This window comes from Pedobacter heparinus DSM 2366, assembly GCF_000023825.1.
Taxonomy (GTDB): Bacteria; Bacteroidota; Bacteroidia; order Sphingobacteriales; family Sphingobacteriaceae; genus Pedobacter; species Pedobacter heparinus.
On record NC_013061.1, the window covers coordinates 2291451 to 2307052 of the forward strand.

The window sequence follows — 15602 nt, forward strand, 5'->3', positions numbered from 1 at the left end:
ATGAAAACAATATATAATAAACTTCTGCTTTTTATTGTCATAGTGACATCAGTCCATTCATCTTGTAAGAGCTTCCTGGATATAGATCCTCCTAAAGATTCGGCTACGCCAAACGAGATGTTTGCAAATGACGCAACTGCTACCTCTGCAATTACTGGCATTTATAACAGGATGGGGCTTTCTGGAGCTTTTTCGGGGAATCAGAATTCAATTTCAGTATTATGTGGGCTTTCTGCAGATGAATTGAGAAGTTACAGTTCGTCTCTAGATGTGTTTTATAAGAATGACTTGCCTACAACAAATACTACAATTGAAACACGTTTATGGCAGGAACCTTATGCATACATCTATACTGCTAATGCGGTTCTAGACGGGCTCAAATCTGCACAGGGAGTGTCAGCAAAAACTAAAAGCCAATTAGAGGGGGAAGCAAAGTTTGTACGGGCTTTTTGTTATTTCTATCTGGTAAATCTGTTTGGTGATGTCCCTTTGATCTTGATCACTGATTACAGTATTAATCAACAAGCGGGTAGGTCATCAAAAGAAGACATCTACACACAGATTATTAGTGACCTTATTGACGCTGAAAATCTACTTCCTTCCAGTTATATTACCACAGAAAGAGTGCGGCCTAACAAATGGACGGCAACTGCTTTACTTTCCAGAACATATCTTTATACCCAAAAATGGGGGCTCGCGGCCCAAAAGGCAGGTGAAGTAATTGATCAAAGAACAATTTATAATATCGTTGATAATTTAGATCAAGTATTTTTAAAAAACAGCAATGAAACCATATGGCAATTAATGCCTACCGCAGGAAGCAATACAAAAGAGGGAGCTTTATTTATTTTAACAACAGCACCAACAAATGTTGCGCTTTCACCGGATTTTGTTACCGCTTTTGAAACTGGGGACAACAGAAAAACCAAATGGATAAGTCAATTTTCCAACTCTACAGGAACATACAGCTACCCATTTAAATATAAAATACGGACCACTGTGAATGGGATAATAAGTGAGTATTCAATGGTGTTAAGGTTAGCCGAGATGTATCTAATTCGTGCAGAGGCTCTTGCTAATCTTCAACAGGCTGATCTTGCCTTAGCTGATATCAATTTAATTAGAAAAAGAGCAGGCCTTATTATTCCTCTTGCAAATTTAACTTCTGCACAGTGTCTTACTGAAATTGAAAAACAACGACGTTTTGAATTATTTTCAGAGTGGGGACATCGATGGTTAGACCTTAAAAGAACAAATAGAGCTTCTGCAATACTTGAACCAATAAAAAGTAGCAGCTGGAATGACACGGATGTTTTATATCCTATTCCTGAGAATGAAAGGGCCAGAAATCAAAACATAGGACAAAACCTAGGCTACTAGTATATCAAATAGAGCCACTGTAATTAAAATATAAATCACAAAATGAGAAAGATAATTAAATATGCATTACTGTTGTTATGTATTGTCATGATGAAAGTAAATGCTCAGGAAAAAAAAACTCTCCCCCCGGATTTTAACTTTTTACCGTCAACCGAAGTTGATGTACCCGATAGTGTTTGGGTATTTTTTAGAAAAGGACCATTGGTAAATAATCAGTCTGGTGAAAGAATGAAGATTAAACCAAATGTTGATGGAAGCTTCAGTTTTTCGCCATCATTTATACAACCGGTTTACTGGTTTGAAATTTATTTTATGTATTATAAATCCAGGCAAAGGGCGAAACCAGCCACCTATTACGCTGAACCGAATGATCAGCTCAAAGTCATTTATGCTAAAGCCGCTGATACAGGAAAAGGAACGATACCAAAAATGAAGCTTACATTTTCAGGAAAAGGAGCTGAAAAGTATAAAGTGGTTGAACTTTTAGGGAAAATTAAAACAGACCTCTCCAGATCTTTAAACGAAGATGCCAAGAAAGAATTTGGAGCCGACTCGAAAACTAAAGACGATAAAATAGGCAGGGAAGGTTATTATAAGTCGGCAGAACTAAAGGTCTATCTTAATTCTATACTTGAAAAGGTGAAAGGGGCAAATAGGCAATCACAGGACACCTTATTGAAATACAAAAGCTTGATTGGCAATAATATAACTAACTATTTATCATATGAACTCTCCAGTTCAGGTTATTTTTCGTCCTGGATTGACTATTTATATCGGATAGGTAACTCTCCTAACTTCAGACAAACGATAACTGATTTTTACTTTTTGAATAGAAACTCTGTAATAAAAGAAGTTTCTGATCCTCTTGTTAAGTATTCCAAAGATTATAAGTTCAACAAGTTGTTAGAAATAAAGTATGAAACTGGCTTCAGAAATAAAGGGAAAAGCCTTCCTTATTATAAATTATATGATGCTGTGAAAGCGGTAAAAAACAGCGGATTAAGAGATATTTTACTTAGCTATCTAATGTATGAGCCAGTATTTACCAATAGAATTACAAATACAGATAGCCAGGATTCCTGTATAAGAGATGCATTAGCTGTCATTAAATCACCTGAACTTCTAGAACCAGTTCAGGAACAATTGCTATTTTTCAGGGGCAGTCAAATTCCTGACTTTACATTTGTTGATCAGGAGGGAAAACCGACCAGTCTTGCTGATTTAAAAGGGAAAGTTTTTATGATTGACTTTTATTTTTATGGTTGTAAAGGCTGTATTGCATATGCAAAGCGATTTAAGGAGGAAATCTACCCAGAATTTGTCCATAACCCAAAATTTAAGGTATTGAGTGTAAGTGTAGACAAAAAAAGGGAGCATTGGATTTCTGCTATGAATAGCAATCTTTATAATGAAAGAGACTATATAAATCTAAGTGCTGGTAACCTTTCTTGGAAACATCCTTTCTTGAAGCATTTTAACAGAGCTTCCTTCCCCTTTATATTACTTGTAGATAAAAACGGTAGGTTAATCAGTAAAATAGAAAACGAAAGCAGCCCCGTTATAGCAGATTTTATCAGGAAATCTTTAAATGAGAAAAACAGCAAGTAATTTAATTCGGCTGTCTTTAAGATTCAGGAATTTTAAAGACAGCTAAATTATTATAAAACCGTTTATTTACAATGCCTGGAGGTGTTGAATGCGTAATACGTGTTTTCCTTTTTCTTAAATGAACCTGGGCACGCGTAACCGTATCAATAGTTTTGCTCTGGTATAAGCCATTTAGATTGGCATAAAAGGATCTCGGTAGTAAAACATGTAAACCAAAAGATTTGATTCCTTATCATATCTTATTTTGCCATCAGTACAGAAGTATCCATCTATTTGTTTTTCAGGTAAATAACTGGCAAGTTCCTTGCCATCCTAGTTTACTTTTTTAAGTTTTCTTCTTACTATACCATCTATTTTGGCTTTGGTCATCATGACAAATGAATTTGGACCGACAACTTCAGATCGATAAATAGGAATAGTATCTAGTTTGCTATTGCCAACTTCCTTATCATTTTCAAATTTATAGACTGTAGATGAACCACCGCTAAAAATAAAATTTATGTTAATTATATTGCTTTTTTAGTGTTTAAACCACCATTTTATACCAAATTACTTGATTGTCAATAATCATGTGTGTTTATTTGTTGGAATTCGTATAAGTTTACAGTATTATTAGTAAATTTAATTGAGAGGGTTTTCAATAATGGCTGATTACAGCAAATATTCTGATGAGGAATTGTTTGGCCTATTAAAACAGGACGATCAGAAAGCCTATTTAGAGATTTATGACCGGTATAAAGTATTACTGCAAAACCATGCGATAAGGAAACTTACGGATATGGATGATGTAGAGGATATTTTGCAGGAGCTATTTATAGATCTGTGGGATAAGCGTGCTGCCATTTATTTAACTACTGGCCTGGTTAACTACCTGTATACTGCAATGCGCAACCGCATATTTAACCACTTTTATAAAAAGCAGCGGGAAGGAAATTATTTAAACTCACTTGTAGCCGTGATAGAAAGGGGGGAGTATGTAACAGACCTTGCACTGCGTGAAAAGGAATACACCGAAATCATTAAAGCTGAAATTGACGCCCTGCCCGAGCGGATGCGAGAGGTTTTCCTGTTGCACCGTAACGAAGGTTTAACCTATAAGGAAATTGCCGAGCAGCTGGGCACATCAGAACTTACCGTGGCAACCCAGGTTAAAAAGAGCCTAAAAACGCTAAGATTAAGGTTGGGGGCTACCGGATTTTCAATGTTTATTTGAACTCCAGTTCAAAATATTTTAAGCCGATCCAATTAATTGTTGATCATCTGGAATTCATGCGTAAGTTTTTTCTTACTTACGAGAAATACGAGACACTGTCTCGTATTTCTGATAATCCAATTTCCGAATCACTGTCTCGGAAATTGGAAAGTCCTGTTAAGATTATTTACCTGTAAATCAGATAGATGTGAAATATTTTAATTTTTATCCATCTACCGATACCTTGATACCCCCATCTTATTTGTCATGTATTAAAAGGAGATTAAATTCTTGTTAAAAAATGAATACATCCAACATTAACAACTTATTAGAAAAATACCTTGATGGTATTTCAACGCCTGAAGAAAATGCGATGTTGGAAACATGGTATATGCGTTATGAAAATAAGAACCTGGTGCAGGTTGCAGATGAACTGCGAATTGACCAGCTAGAAAGGATAAGGATGCAGATGGCTCAACATAGTACACGAGCAAAAACTATTAAACTTTGGTCTCGTATCATCGGCGTAGCCGCTGCGGTAGCAGCCATTGTGTTTGGGGTATTCTTTTTTAAAGCGCCAGGTAATCCTGAACCTGGGTTAGGAGCTACAAACTATACTAACGACATTGCCCCGGGTAAAAACACCGCAACCCTTACCCTTGCCAATGGTAAAACCATTCCTAAGCGATGTTAAAACCGGGGTAATTGTTGATGCTTCAAAATTAACCTACAATGATAACACACCGGTCATTTCGAACGAAGAGAGGAATCTCTTGAATAGCACAGACAAGAGATCTCTCCCATACGGTCGAGATGACGGGGCTGGACGAAGCCTTACCCTTACCACCCCCAGGGGTGGAACTTATCAGGTGCGTTTGCCTGATGGCAGTAAAGTGTGGCTAAACGCCGCATCGAGTTTAACTTATACTGCGCCGCTAAATGAGCGTGGCGGCATACGAAAAGTTGAACTGAGTGGCGAAGCCTACTTTGAAGTATTTAGGAATAAAAATCAACCCTTTGTAGTAACTGCCAAAAATTTGACAACAACGGTATTGGGCACACATTTTAACATTAGTGCTTATGACGATGAAAATAGCACAAGAGCTACTTTACTTGAAGGAAGTGTAAAGGTGGCTGCTCCCGGGCTTTCGGGGAAAGAAGCTGAAGCAGGTAGTGTAATCATAAAACCAAATCAACAAGCCTTTGTCACGGGTAGCACCGGTATTAGTGTAAAGGAAGTAGATGCGGAACAAGCCGTAGCCTGGAAAAATGGCAAATTCCGGTTCAGGGAAACCCCGCTACAAGAGGTGATGAAACAACTGGCTCGCTGGTATGATGTAGAAGTGGTTTACCCTGATGGTATACCGGATAAGAAATTTACAGGGGGCATTAACCGTAATGTAAATGTTTCTGAAGCACTCGGTTTGTTTAAATTTTCGGGGCTTAAGTTTACAATAGAAAACAAAAAAATAATAGTGAAAAAATAAAAGACATCATCAGAGGATTTAACCAACCCTCATTAAATCATATGATCAGCTAACTAAACAATAGGAGGAACAGCAGCAACGCCTTAATGAACCAGAGAAACTAAACCAAAAAGGAGCTTCAAAAAGAAGCCGGAAAGTGTTTCGACCACTTGCCGGCAAATGATTGAGCCAACCTTTGCCGATTCAAGACCGGCATAAAAAATTTATCGACTAACAAATTTATTATCAACTCAACCAAAGTAAAGTTATGCAAATTATTGCTGATAACATAGGTATGCCTTTGCGTATACCGCCTAAACTATTATTAATAATGAAACTAACCATTTTCATATTAATTATTGCCCTGGTACAGGTTAGTGCCAGGGGATTTGGACAGAAGATAACGCTCAACACCAATCATACGCCTATTGAAAAAGTTTTACAATCTATAACCAACCAAAGTGGTTACGAGATTTTATACGATTTAAAAGATCTTAAGGATCAAAAGGTAAGCTTAAAACTAAATAATGTTTCTGTTGAAGAAGCCATTAAAACAGTACTTAAAGACTTGCCTTTTACCTACCAGATTATTAAAAACAATATTGTATTAAAAAAAGAGGAGCCTTCCTTTCTGGAGCGCCTGGCTGAGCGCTGGGCTGATACTGATATTCGTGGTATGGTGCGTAATGAAAGGGGTGAAGCACTGGAAGGGATTACGATAATGGTAAAGGGAGCCAAAACCGGAACAAGGACCAATGCCAACGGTGAGTTTGTTTTAAAAGGCGTGAAAAAAGGTGATGTACTGGTATTTACAGGTGTAGCCATTGAGCCTTTTGAATATACGGTAAAGGATGATAAAAATATTGAACTGAATTTAAAAGCGAGGTTGGTGCAGTTGGAAGAGGTAGGGATTAATACTGGTTACCAGAAGATTAGCAAAGAAAGGTTTGTAGGTTCTTATAGCCAATTGGATAGTGCAGCATTTCATAGACGTGCAGGAATGGGGATTTTGGAGAGGTTGGATGGAACATTGCCTGGCATATTGTTTAATAAGAAGTTTACTTATGTAGCAGGTTACAACAACACAATTCAAATTAGAGGAATCAATACAATCAACAGCAACCCTAATCCTCTTATTGTTGTTGACAATTTTCCTATGGATGCACGCTTTGACCTAAATAGTATTAACCCTAATGATGTGGAAAACATCACGATACTAAAAGATGCCGCAGCAAGTTCAATTTGGGGTGCCCGTGCAGGTAATGGTGTAATCGTGATTACTACAAAGAAGGGAAAATTAAACACGTCGGTTTCAGTAACAGCCTCTTCAAATGTTACAATTGAAAATCGACCAAATTTATACTACACACCAAAGATAAATACAAATGACTTTATTGAATTAGAAAAGGAATTGTTTAGCAAAGGGTTATATACAGACAATTTAAATAATACAAATACGTGGCCTGTTGTATCACCGGTAGTAGAATTGTTAAATGAATATAGCAAAGGTGAGATAAATCAAAATGAATTAGATCAGAAATTGGAAGTTTTGAAGGGAATTGATATTAGAGAGGAATTAAACAAACACATTTATCGAACTGGTTTACGACAACAACATCATCTTACCTTAAATGGAGGCACCAACGCCATAGGATATAACTTTTCGTATGGATATAATACAACAAAGTCAAATATTCAAAACAGCAAAGGAAATCAACAGTATACATTAAATACCGCTGTTATTTTTAAACCATTGAAAAACTGGGAAATTCAAACTCAAGTTGCCTATGGTAAAAGCAAAACTCAGCATGTCCCACCAGATTTGTCTTGGGCTAGATATCCCTATTTGCAACTTTCGGACATTCATGGAAATGCTTTAAGTGTACCTTATCAAATAAGAACTAAATACCTGGACACGATAAACCACAGTGGATTATTGGATTGGCAATTTCGTCCATTGGATGAAATAAAATTAACTAATAATATTGCTACAAATCAGTTTACCAACATAAATCTTGGAACTTCATACAAAATCACAGATTGGCTAACGGCATCGATCAATTATCAATACTTGCATCAAATTAATTTGAGAAAAGCCCAAAATTCGATAGAAAGTTATTTTACTCGTGACCTCGTTAATAAATTCTTCAATCCGAATCCAAATGTTGACCCTAATTTAAAATATCCCGTTCCAATTGGATCAATTTTAAGGGCTGCATCTGACCAATCCAGTACAAGTAATGGAAGAGCTTCTCTAAGTTTCAATAAATTTTTCGGAAGGCATAATATCGCTGCTATGGTTGCAACAGAAGCTTCAGAAACCACGGGTAATGGCGATAGCAATCTTATCTATGGTTACGATCCACGAAATGGCAGTTATAAACCTAATGTTGATTTCTATTCGCAATATCCCTTAACTTTTGCAACTTCTCTGGGAAATGTATTGCAGATACCAAACGGACAAGGAGTAAATACTCAATCCACCAACAGAGTGATATCCTTGCTGGCCAATATCTCTTACAATTTTGCAGATAAGTATTACTTGTACGGTAGTGCACGGAGAGATGGATCAAATATGTTTGGTGTGAAAACTAACAATCGATGGAAACCTCTTTGGTCGATTGGTAGTAAATGGCAGTTATCTAAAGAAGAGTTTTTTAGTAGTTTATGGTTACAGAATTTAGCAATCCGAACGACCTATGGTTACGCTGGTAACCCAGGTAGCCAGGCAGGTAGAATGACAATGATTTTTGCTTCCTTACCACAATCTTTAACTGGATTAACCTATGCTCAAGTCAATTCTATTAACAATCCAGATTTAAGGTGGGAAAAGGTAAGTACCTTTAATTTAGGGGCTGATTTTACAATGTGGAAGGGCAGATTATATGGAAGTATGGATATGTTCTGGAAAAAATCTACAGATCTGCTTGCTAACTATCCAATGGATCCATCTGTCGGGGTAAATGCCGCTATGATCAACTCCGCAGATATGAAAGGGAATGGTTTTGAAGTGCAATTGAATTCTAAGAACGTCCAAGGCCCTTTTAGTTGGATTAGTAGCTTCGGTGTTAGTTATTCAAAAACGATTGTTACTAAAGTGTACCAAGGGGGGTATAGGGCAAATGATTTTATCTCTTATAGTTTAAATCCTTCAGAGGGAAAACTAGCCTTTTCTTTCTCGAGTTATAAATGGGCCGGGTTAGATCCGTTAACTGGAGATCCTCAAGGTTATCTAAATGGTGCAATTAGTAAAGACTATGATGCAATATTTAGTGATTCTATCCAAAATCAGGTATATCATGGGTCAAGTATTCCCTTATATTCTACCACTATTGGAAACACGATTAGTTATAAGAATTTTAGTTTATCCTTCGTCATTACTGGCAGATTTAACTATTATTTCCGTAAACCTGCCTTGGAAATTAATAATACTGATGTTGAATTAGGCGCAACAAGGCTTATGGCTGATTATTATCAAAGATGGCAAAAGCCTGGTGATGAAAAAAACACCAGTATTCCTTCTGTGATATATCCAGTACCTCCAAATCTTTTCTCAAGAAGCTCCTTTTATAGTGCAGCTCAGATAAACGTTTTACGTGCAGACAATATCAAACTTCAAGACATTAGGTTTGGATATACTTGGATTAGGAAAGGAAATTCTCAATTTCCTTTCAAAAGCGGACAATTCTTCTTTTACCCAAATAATCTAAACTTGATTATTTGGAGGAAAAACAATTCTTCATTAGATCCCGACTTCAGCGGAGGATCGTCAGATCCGACGTTAGCACCTTCACCAAAGACTTGGACTGTTGGTGCTTCAATTAATTTATAATATAAAGAGATAAGCTATGAAACATAAATTTGAAAAATTATTCTTCTTTTCATTGATTTTCAGTACTACACTGTGTTCCTGTAATAAATTCTTGGAAGAAAAACCAGATATATCGATGCATATTCCCTCCACAATATCGGACTTTCAGGCTCTATTAGATCAAGGTGGTATATGGGTTAATGATCCAGGTTTGTTGGAAATATTAGCAGGAGATTATTATGTCAATTCTAGTTCTTGGCAAAACTTAAATTCCGCTGATGCAACTAATCACATTTGGGCTTCGGATGCTGTACCAAACATACTCAGTTGGAATCTACCTTATCAATTTCCGATCTACTATTCAAATATAGTGTTGGATCAACTAGCTTCCTCACAATTAAATGAAGATATAAACTATAAACAAATACATGGTACAGCATTATTTTATCGTGCAAATGCATTTTTCACCCTTGCGCAAGTCTTTGCGAAACCTTATGATGCCTCAACGTTATCCGATCTGGGAATAGTTCTTCGTACCACTTCAGATGCCAATGCTAAATCTACCAGAGCTACAATTGGTACAACGTATGATAAAATTCTAACTGATTTAAAAAAAGCTGCGGAATTACTCCCTGAGAGTAGCATAATTCAAACCAGACCTACAAAATCAGCTGCTTACGCATCATTGGCAAGGGTGTATTTGATGATGCGAGATTATAATAACGCATTACAATATTCTAACTTAGTGTTACAAAAATCACAAACATTATTAGATTTTAATGGACTTACAGGGGGTGTCCCAATTGTAAATTTCAATAATGAAGTTATATATTTCAGTCGGACACGAAGTGAGATAATTTTGAGTCAAACTAATGCAAAAATTAGCGAGACACTTTTAAACTTATATACTGATATTGACCTGCGAAAAAGGATTTTCTTCAGACCGAATACTGGCATTAATGCTGGAACATTTGCTTTTAGAGGAAGTTATGGGGGATCGCAGTTTCCAGGTTCAGTGTTTACAGGAACAACAACAGGGGAAATGCTTCTAATCAGAGCTGAGTGTTTCGCAAGAATAGACAATAAAGTTCTAGCTATTAAAGATATTAATACCCTTTTGGCAAAACGAATGGATAAAACCAAATGGAGTCCAATTGATCCTAGTACAGTCACTGACCCATTATCCCTAGTTTTAGCAGAAAGAAGGAAAGAATTGGTGTTCCGCGGATTAAGATGGATGGATGTTAGGAGGCTTAATATGGAAGGGGCTAATATCACATTAAAAAGACAGATAAATGGAATTGAATATACCCTGCCCCCTAATGATCCGAGAGGAGTGGCACTGATTCCTTTTGATGTGATCAATAGAGCAGGAATACCACAAAATCCTCGATGAACTAAATAACACACATTTTAAATCAAAACAAATGAAAAGAGTAATCTTAATGTACTTGCTATGTGCGGGACTGGTTAGCCACGCTCAAGAATGGACCAAAAAAATCAATGACTCTGATTTTCACAACAGGAGAAGTAAGGGACTGAAAATTGGAGATAAAATGCCTGATATTTCACTAGGTAGTGTATGGAATAATAAAACAGGAAAAACACGGTTTTCAGATTTTAAAGGAAAATTGATTATACTGGACTTCTGGAGTCAAGGTTGTTCTGATTGCATTGCTGCATTTCCTAAAATGGAGAAACTGCAAAAGGAGTTTAAAGATGAGATTCAGATTTTTTTATTCAATCCATGGGAAATGGTTGATGATGTCATTATGCACTTTAAGAAAAATAGTGAGGATTTAAAAATGCCAGACCTTCCTTGTATACAAAAAGATACTAAGGGAATTTCCGAGCAGCTACTCAAGCTTTTACCAGTAATGGGTGTAACTACTCAGGTTTGGATCGATAAGGATGGTAAAATAACATTAATTGGTTCATCCAGAAATAATACTTCAAAAAAAATCAGGGATTTTTTAGATGGCAAAGAAGTTTATAAGTTGAACAATAACTCACTTAATCCAAACTTTGATCCCTCATATCCCTATGTGAAGCTTTTAGGTGACTTCAAAACAACACCTGTAAAGTATAGCTCCACTTTTACTGGCTTTAACAATGAATATCAGGCGCAAAACCCTAATAGGGCCCTAAACATCTTAGATTCTGCTGCGGGTACAATTAGAAATACTTTTGTAAACACTTTTGTTTTGGATTTATATTCACATCCATTCAAGGATATATTTTTAGCTCAACAAAAAAAAATTCTTTATGAGGCGATTTCCCATCGTGGGTATGTAATTCCATTTAATTTTGAACTTCCTAAAGATACACTTCGTTACACATATTTTCATAAATATCTGAATGGAGGTTCTGATGATTCGATATACCGTAAGCCAAAGTTTTGTTATGAGCAGATCCTCCCAATTAACGTCCCCGTAGAACTACAGAAAAAATATATGCTCGAAGATTTGAACCGTTATTTCAGTAGTCTTTATGGTACTTATGGAAGATTGGAGAAGCGAGTTGTTCCTTGTTATGAACTGGTTCAATTAGCAGGTAGCATGCCGGTTAATTCTAAAAGCCGAAACCCTGACAATCTATATTCTACTATGAAAAAAGTAAATACTGTTAAAGATTGGAAAAAGTATGTAAGATATGAAAATTACAGCCTTAGTTTAATTTGTCAGGAAATTTTTGAGAATCAATATTTGAGGAATGAATTTCTTGAAAATAAAAAATCCAGTAAGCCAGCAATCTTGTTTAATGAAACAGGATTAGAGGGCACTGCAATATTGGATTTGTTGGAGCTTCCTGAGGCAGCTGCTATCAAATCCATGGAAGATTATCGCAGGGCGTTAAATAAAATTGGCTTTGATATTAAAGTTTCGAGTCGATCCTTGAACTTCTTAGTAATTACTGATAATAGCGGAAAGTAATATGAAAAATCTTGTAACAATACTTGCTTTGCTATTCTATGTACATACGGCAAAATCACAAATGTATAGTCCGGTAAAATGGAGCTATGTAGCAAAGAAAATAGGCAATAATGAAGCCATGCTTTACATTAAAGGGGTAATTGAACAGGGGTGGCATGTTTTTTCCGTGAACCAACCCAATGGTGGACCATTAAGGACCAGTTTTGCTTTTAAGCCTTCTAAAGATTATTCGCTTGCAGGTAAAGTGATGGAGCCACAACCCATAAGACAGCATGATAAAACCTTTAAAATTGACATATTTTATTTTGAAGAGGCTGTGATATTTCAGCAAAAGATCAAATTAATAAACACTAACACAACCGTATCTGGAAAGATTGAGTATATGGCATGTACCGATGGCATGTGTACGCCACCTTTAGATATCCAGTTTTCGATTCCTATTAAATAACAATAATATATATATAATCAATGAGATATTCAAAACTCATCGCGGCGTTTGCCACGTGTACGGTATTCCTAATATCGTGTAGTGTGTTCAAAAAGAAGCAAAAGACTGTTACTACTTCAATAGCAACCGCGACAAAGAGTACTTCAGACACTACTAAAAAAACGCCTGTTTCTAAACTCAATCCATATGATCAGGTTATTACAAAAAATACAAAGAGTGCATATGGTTTAATTAATTTTCACCGTGTACAAGACAAATATTTCTTCGAGATTCCAAATTCGCTATTGGAGACAGATTTATTGGTGGTAAACAGAATATCAAAAGGGGCTAGTGGAACCAGCCAAGCAAATAGCGGTTATAGTGGCGACCAAATCAATGAGAATGTGGTTCGTTTTTCTAAAGGGCCGAATGATAAACTATATATAAAAAGCGTTTCATACACCGAGCGTTCAACTGATAGTACAGATAACGGCATGTACCGTTCGGTGCGAAATTCAGGCTTGCAACCTATCGTTGCGGCATTTGACATCAAAGCATTAAGTAAAGACTCCACTGCTGTGGTAATTGATGTAACCGATTATTTAAATGGAGATAATGAAGTATTGTTCTTTAATTCTGGTGCCAAGAGCGGCTTAAAGTTAGGTGGTCTGCAAGCAGACAAGTCATACATCTCCTCAGGAAAGGCTTTCCCTCAAAGCCTAGAGATCAAAACTGTAAAAACTTATAGTAAAGCTGCCGGACCAGCTTCACCTGGCATTCCTCCAACAGGGATTGGCAATGCGACCTATGAACTCAACAGTTCGATCATTCGACTGCCCCAAAACCCTATGCTGCCACGGTTTTATGATGATCGAATTGGTTATTTCTCCACGGGCTACATCGATTTTGATAGAAACTCCCAAGGTGTGGCACAAACTACAATGATCACCCGCTGGAGGCTGGAACCAAAAAAGGAAGATGAAGCGAAATATCTAAAAGGTGAGTTAGTAGAACCTACTCGACAGATCATTTTTTATATCGATCCGACAACCCCCAAAAAATGGGTACCCTATCTGATTCAAGGTGTAAATGACTGGAATATTGCTTTCGAGGCCGCAGGCTTTAAAAATGCAATTGTTGCTAAAGAAGCTCCTACCAATGCACAAGACAGTACCTGGAGTATAGAAAGCGCCAGATACAATGTAATTGTTTATAAACCTTCGGCAATATCGAATGCCAGTGGTCCACATGTACATGACCCTAGAACGGGCGAAATATTAGAAACCCATATTAACTGGTACCATAATGTGATGCAGCTTTTGCGTAACTGGTATTTTATACAGGCTGCCGCGGTAGATCCCAAAGCCAGGAAAATGAAATTTGATGATGAACTGATGGGGCAATTAATTCGCTTTGTTAGCAGCCATGAGGTTGGGCACACTTTAGGTTTGACACACAACTTCGGGTCGTCATCAACCGTTCCGGTTGAAAAGTTACGTGATAAAGCATGGGTAGAAGCAAATGGGCATACACCCTCAATTATGGATTACGCCAGATTTAATTATGTAGCACAGCCTGAAGACGGAATTTCTGAAAAAGGGATTTTTCCTCGCATTGGAATTTATGACAAATGGGCTATTGAATGGGGTTATAGATGGTTTCCAACCTTTAATAGCAGAGAAGAGGAAAAAAGTCATATGAACAATTGGATTGTGAAGCAGTTAAAAATGGACAAAAGATACTGGTATGGTGAACAATCAATCAATGTTTCAGATCCGAGAAGGCAAAGTGAAGATTTGGGTGACAATGCCATGAAGGCCGGTTATTATGGAATCAAAAATCTCAAAAGAATAGTGCCTAATTTGATTCAATGGACGAATGAGGCCAATGAGGGCTATAAAAACTTAGATATAATGTATAAGGAAGTTGTAGCTCAATACAAACGTTACATCTCTCATGTGGTAAACAATATTGGCTTATTATCCTGGAACAAACAGCCCGTAGAGGAAAATGGTGATTTACTTGAATTTACTCCAAAGAACAAACAAAGAGAAGCTGTCCGCTTTTTACAGGACCAATTGTTTGAAACCCCAAAATGGCTGATGGATGCCAAAATATTCAAAAAAGTTGGCGGACAAGGCCCCAATTTGCCTTTGGCTCTTCAAGTTCCCGCTTTAAATCAGTTATTATCTCCTGATAATTATTTAAGGCTAGTTATTTATAAAGATGCACAACCTGAAAATGCATATGAGTTTCATCAACTTTTAAATGACTTAATGCAAGGAATATGGAAGGAGTTGCCAAATCAATTACCTATCGATTATTATCGCAGGAACTTACAAAAGGTTTATGCAGAAAGATTAATTGAATTGTTGGATTTGTCAAAAAGTGCCGATCCCATGGAAAAAATACAAGGTCCTTATTTTAATTATAGGTCTGATATGAGTCCGATAGTGAGGAGCCACATGAAAACTCTCCTGCATAAAATTAATAGTGCTTTGCCGTTATACAAGGATAAGCTTAGCCGGGAGCATTTACTACAGGTGAAATCAAGATTACAGAATACACTAAATCCAAATGCTGTGATTATTTCGGGAAATGTCAATGAAAGATCTCCCTCCGCAGGGTTTGCCCTTTCTAATATTGACTCGATTACTCGAGAGTGTTGCGGTCACCATGGTTTAGGAAACTCTAAATTCCAAAGTTGTTGGTAAGACAATTAACGACCTATGGATTATCGCTCTTCAAACATCCATAAAATCAGCGTAGGAGCATTGCCAAGCCA

At 36.8% G+C, this 15602-nt stretch carries 10 protein-coding genes; all 10 read left to right on the forward strand.

The window, feature by feature from the left end; genetic code table 11:
* Positions 1 to 1380: a RagB/SusD family nutrient uptake outer membrane protein gene (locus PHEP_RS09870; protein ID WP_036674435.1), complete on the forward strand. Its 1380-nt coding sequence runs from the start codon at positions 1 to 3 to the stop codon at positions 1378 to 1380.
* A 42-nt stretch (positions 1381 to 1422) separates the two neighbouring features.
* Positions 1423 to 2988, forward strand: a complete 1566-nt coding sequence (locus tag PHEP_RS09875) for a TlpA family protein disulfide reductase (protein ID WP_015807807.1) — start codon at positions 1423 to 1425, stop codon at positions 2986 to 2988.
* A 643-nt stretch (positions 2989 to 3631) separates the two neighbouring features.
* Positions 3632 to 4201, forward strand: coding sequence for an RNA polymerase sigma factor (locus tag PHEP_RS09880; protein WP_015807808.1), 570 nt, complete (start codon positions 3632 to 3634; stop codon positions 4199 to 4201).
* A 280-nt stretch (positions 4202 to 4481) separates the two neighbouring features.
* A complete protein-coding gene (locus PHEP_RS22340) occupies positions 4482 to 4874 on the forward strand; it encodes a hypothetical protein (RefSeq protein WP_015807810.1) in 393 nt (130 codons plus the stop codon).
* A complete protein-coding gene (locus PHEP_RS09890; RefSeq protein WP_015807811.1) occupies positions 4846 to 5667 on the forward strand; it encodes a FecR family protein in 822 nt (273 codons plus the stop codon). The genes PHEP_RS22340 and PHEP_RS09890 overlap by 29 nt, the downstream gene beginning before the upstream one ends.
* 310 nt (positions 5668 to 5977) lie before the next feature.
* Positions 5978 to 9478 carry a SusC/RagA family TonB-linked outer membrane protein gene (locus tag PHEP_RS09895; RefSeq protein ID WP_036673985.1) on the forward strand — a complete coding sequence of 1167 codons (3501 nt, stop codon included), beginning with the start codon at positions 5978 to 5980 and terminating at the stop codon, positions 9476 to 9478.
* Positions 9479 to 9494: 16 nt separating this feature from the next.
* Complete coding sequence (locus PHEP_RS09900) at positions 9495 to 10853, forward strand: RagB/SusD family nutrient uptake outer membrane protein (protein WP_015807813.1); 1359 nt, start codon at positions 9495 to 9497, stop codon at positions 10851 to 10853.
* A gap of 31 nt (positions 10854 to 10884) precedes the next feature.
* The gene (locus PHEP_RS09905) at positions 10885 to 12390 is read left to right on the forward strand and encodes a TlpA family protein disulfide reductase (protein WP_015807814.1); all 1506 of its coding nucleotides are present in this window, start codon (positions 10885 to 10887) and stop codon (positions 12388 to 12390) included.
* Position 12391: 1 nt separating this feature from the next.
* Positions 12392 to 12838, forward strand: coding sequence for a protein-disulfide reductase DsbD domain-containing protein (locus tag PHEP_RS09910; protein WP_015807815.1), 447 nt, complete (start codon positions 12392 to 12394; stop codon positions 12836 to 12838).
* 83 nt (positions 12839 to 12921) lie between these two features.
* Entirely contained in the window at positions 12922 to 15531 is a 2610-nt protein-coding gene (locus PHEP_RS09915) for a zinc-dependent metalloprotease (protein ID WP_162141645.1), read from the forward strand.
* The last annotated feature ends 71 nt before the right edge of the window (positions 15532 to 15602 follow it).

Excerpts from the sequence above, each read along its gene's own strand:
- PHEP_RS09870 (WP_036674435.1), top strand. The coding sequence starts at position 1 with ATGAAAACAATATATAATAAACTTCTGCTTTTTATTGTCATAGTGACA.
- PHEP_RS09875 (WP_015807807.1), top strand. The coding sequence starts at position 1,423 with ATGAGAAAGATAATTAAATATGCATTACTGTTGTTATGTATTGTCATG.
- PHEP_RS09880 (WP_015807808.1), top strand. The coding sequence starts at position 3,632 with ATGGCTGATTACAGCAAATATTCTGATGAGGAATTGTTTGGCCTATTA.
- PHEP_RS22340 (WP_015807810.1), top strand. The coding sequence starts at position 4,482 with ATGAATACATCCAACATTAACAACTTATTAGAAAAATACCTTGATGGT.
- PHEP_RS09890 (WP_015807811.1), top strand. The coding sequence starts at position 4,846 with ATGGTAAAACCATTCCTAAGCGATGTTAAAACCGGGGTAATTGTTGAT.
- PHEP_RS09895 (WP_036673985.1), top strand. The coding sequence starts at position 5,978 with ATGAAACTAACCATTTTCATATTAATTATTGCCCTGGTACAGGTTAGT.
- PHEP_RS09900 (WP_015807813.1), top strand. The coding sequence starts at position 9,495 with ATGAAACATAAATTTGAAAAATTATTCTTCTTTTCATTGATTTTCAGT.
- PHEP_RS09905 (WP_015807814.1), top strand. The coding sequence starts at position 10,885 with ATGAAAAGAGTAATCTTAATGTACTTGCTATGTGCGGGACTGGTTAGC.
- PHEP_RS09910 (WP_015807815.1), top strand. The coding sequence starts at position 12,392 with ATGAAAAATCTTGTAACAATACTTGCTTTGCTATTCTATGTACATACG.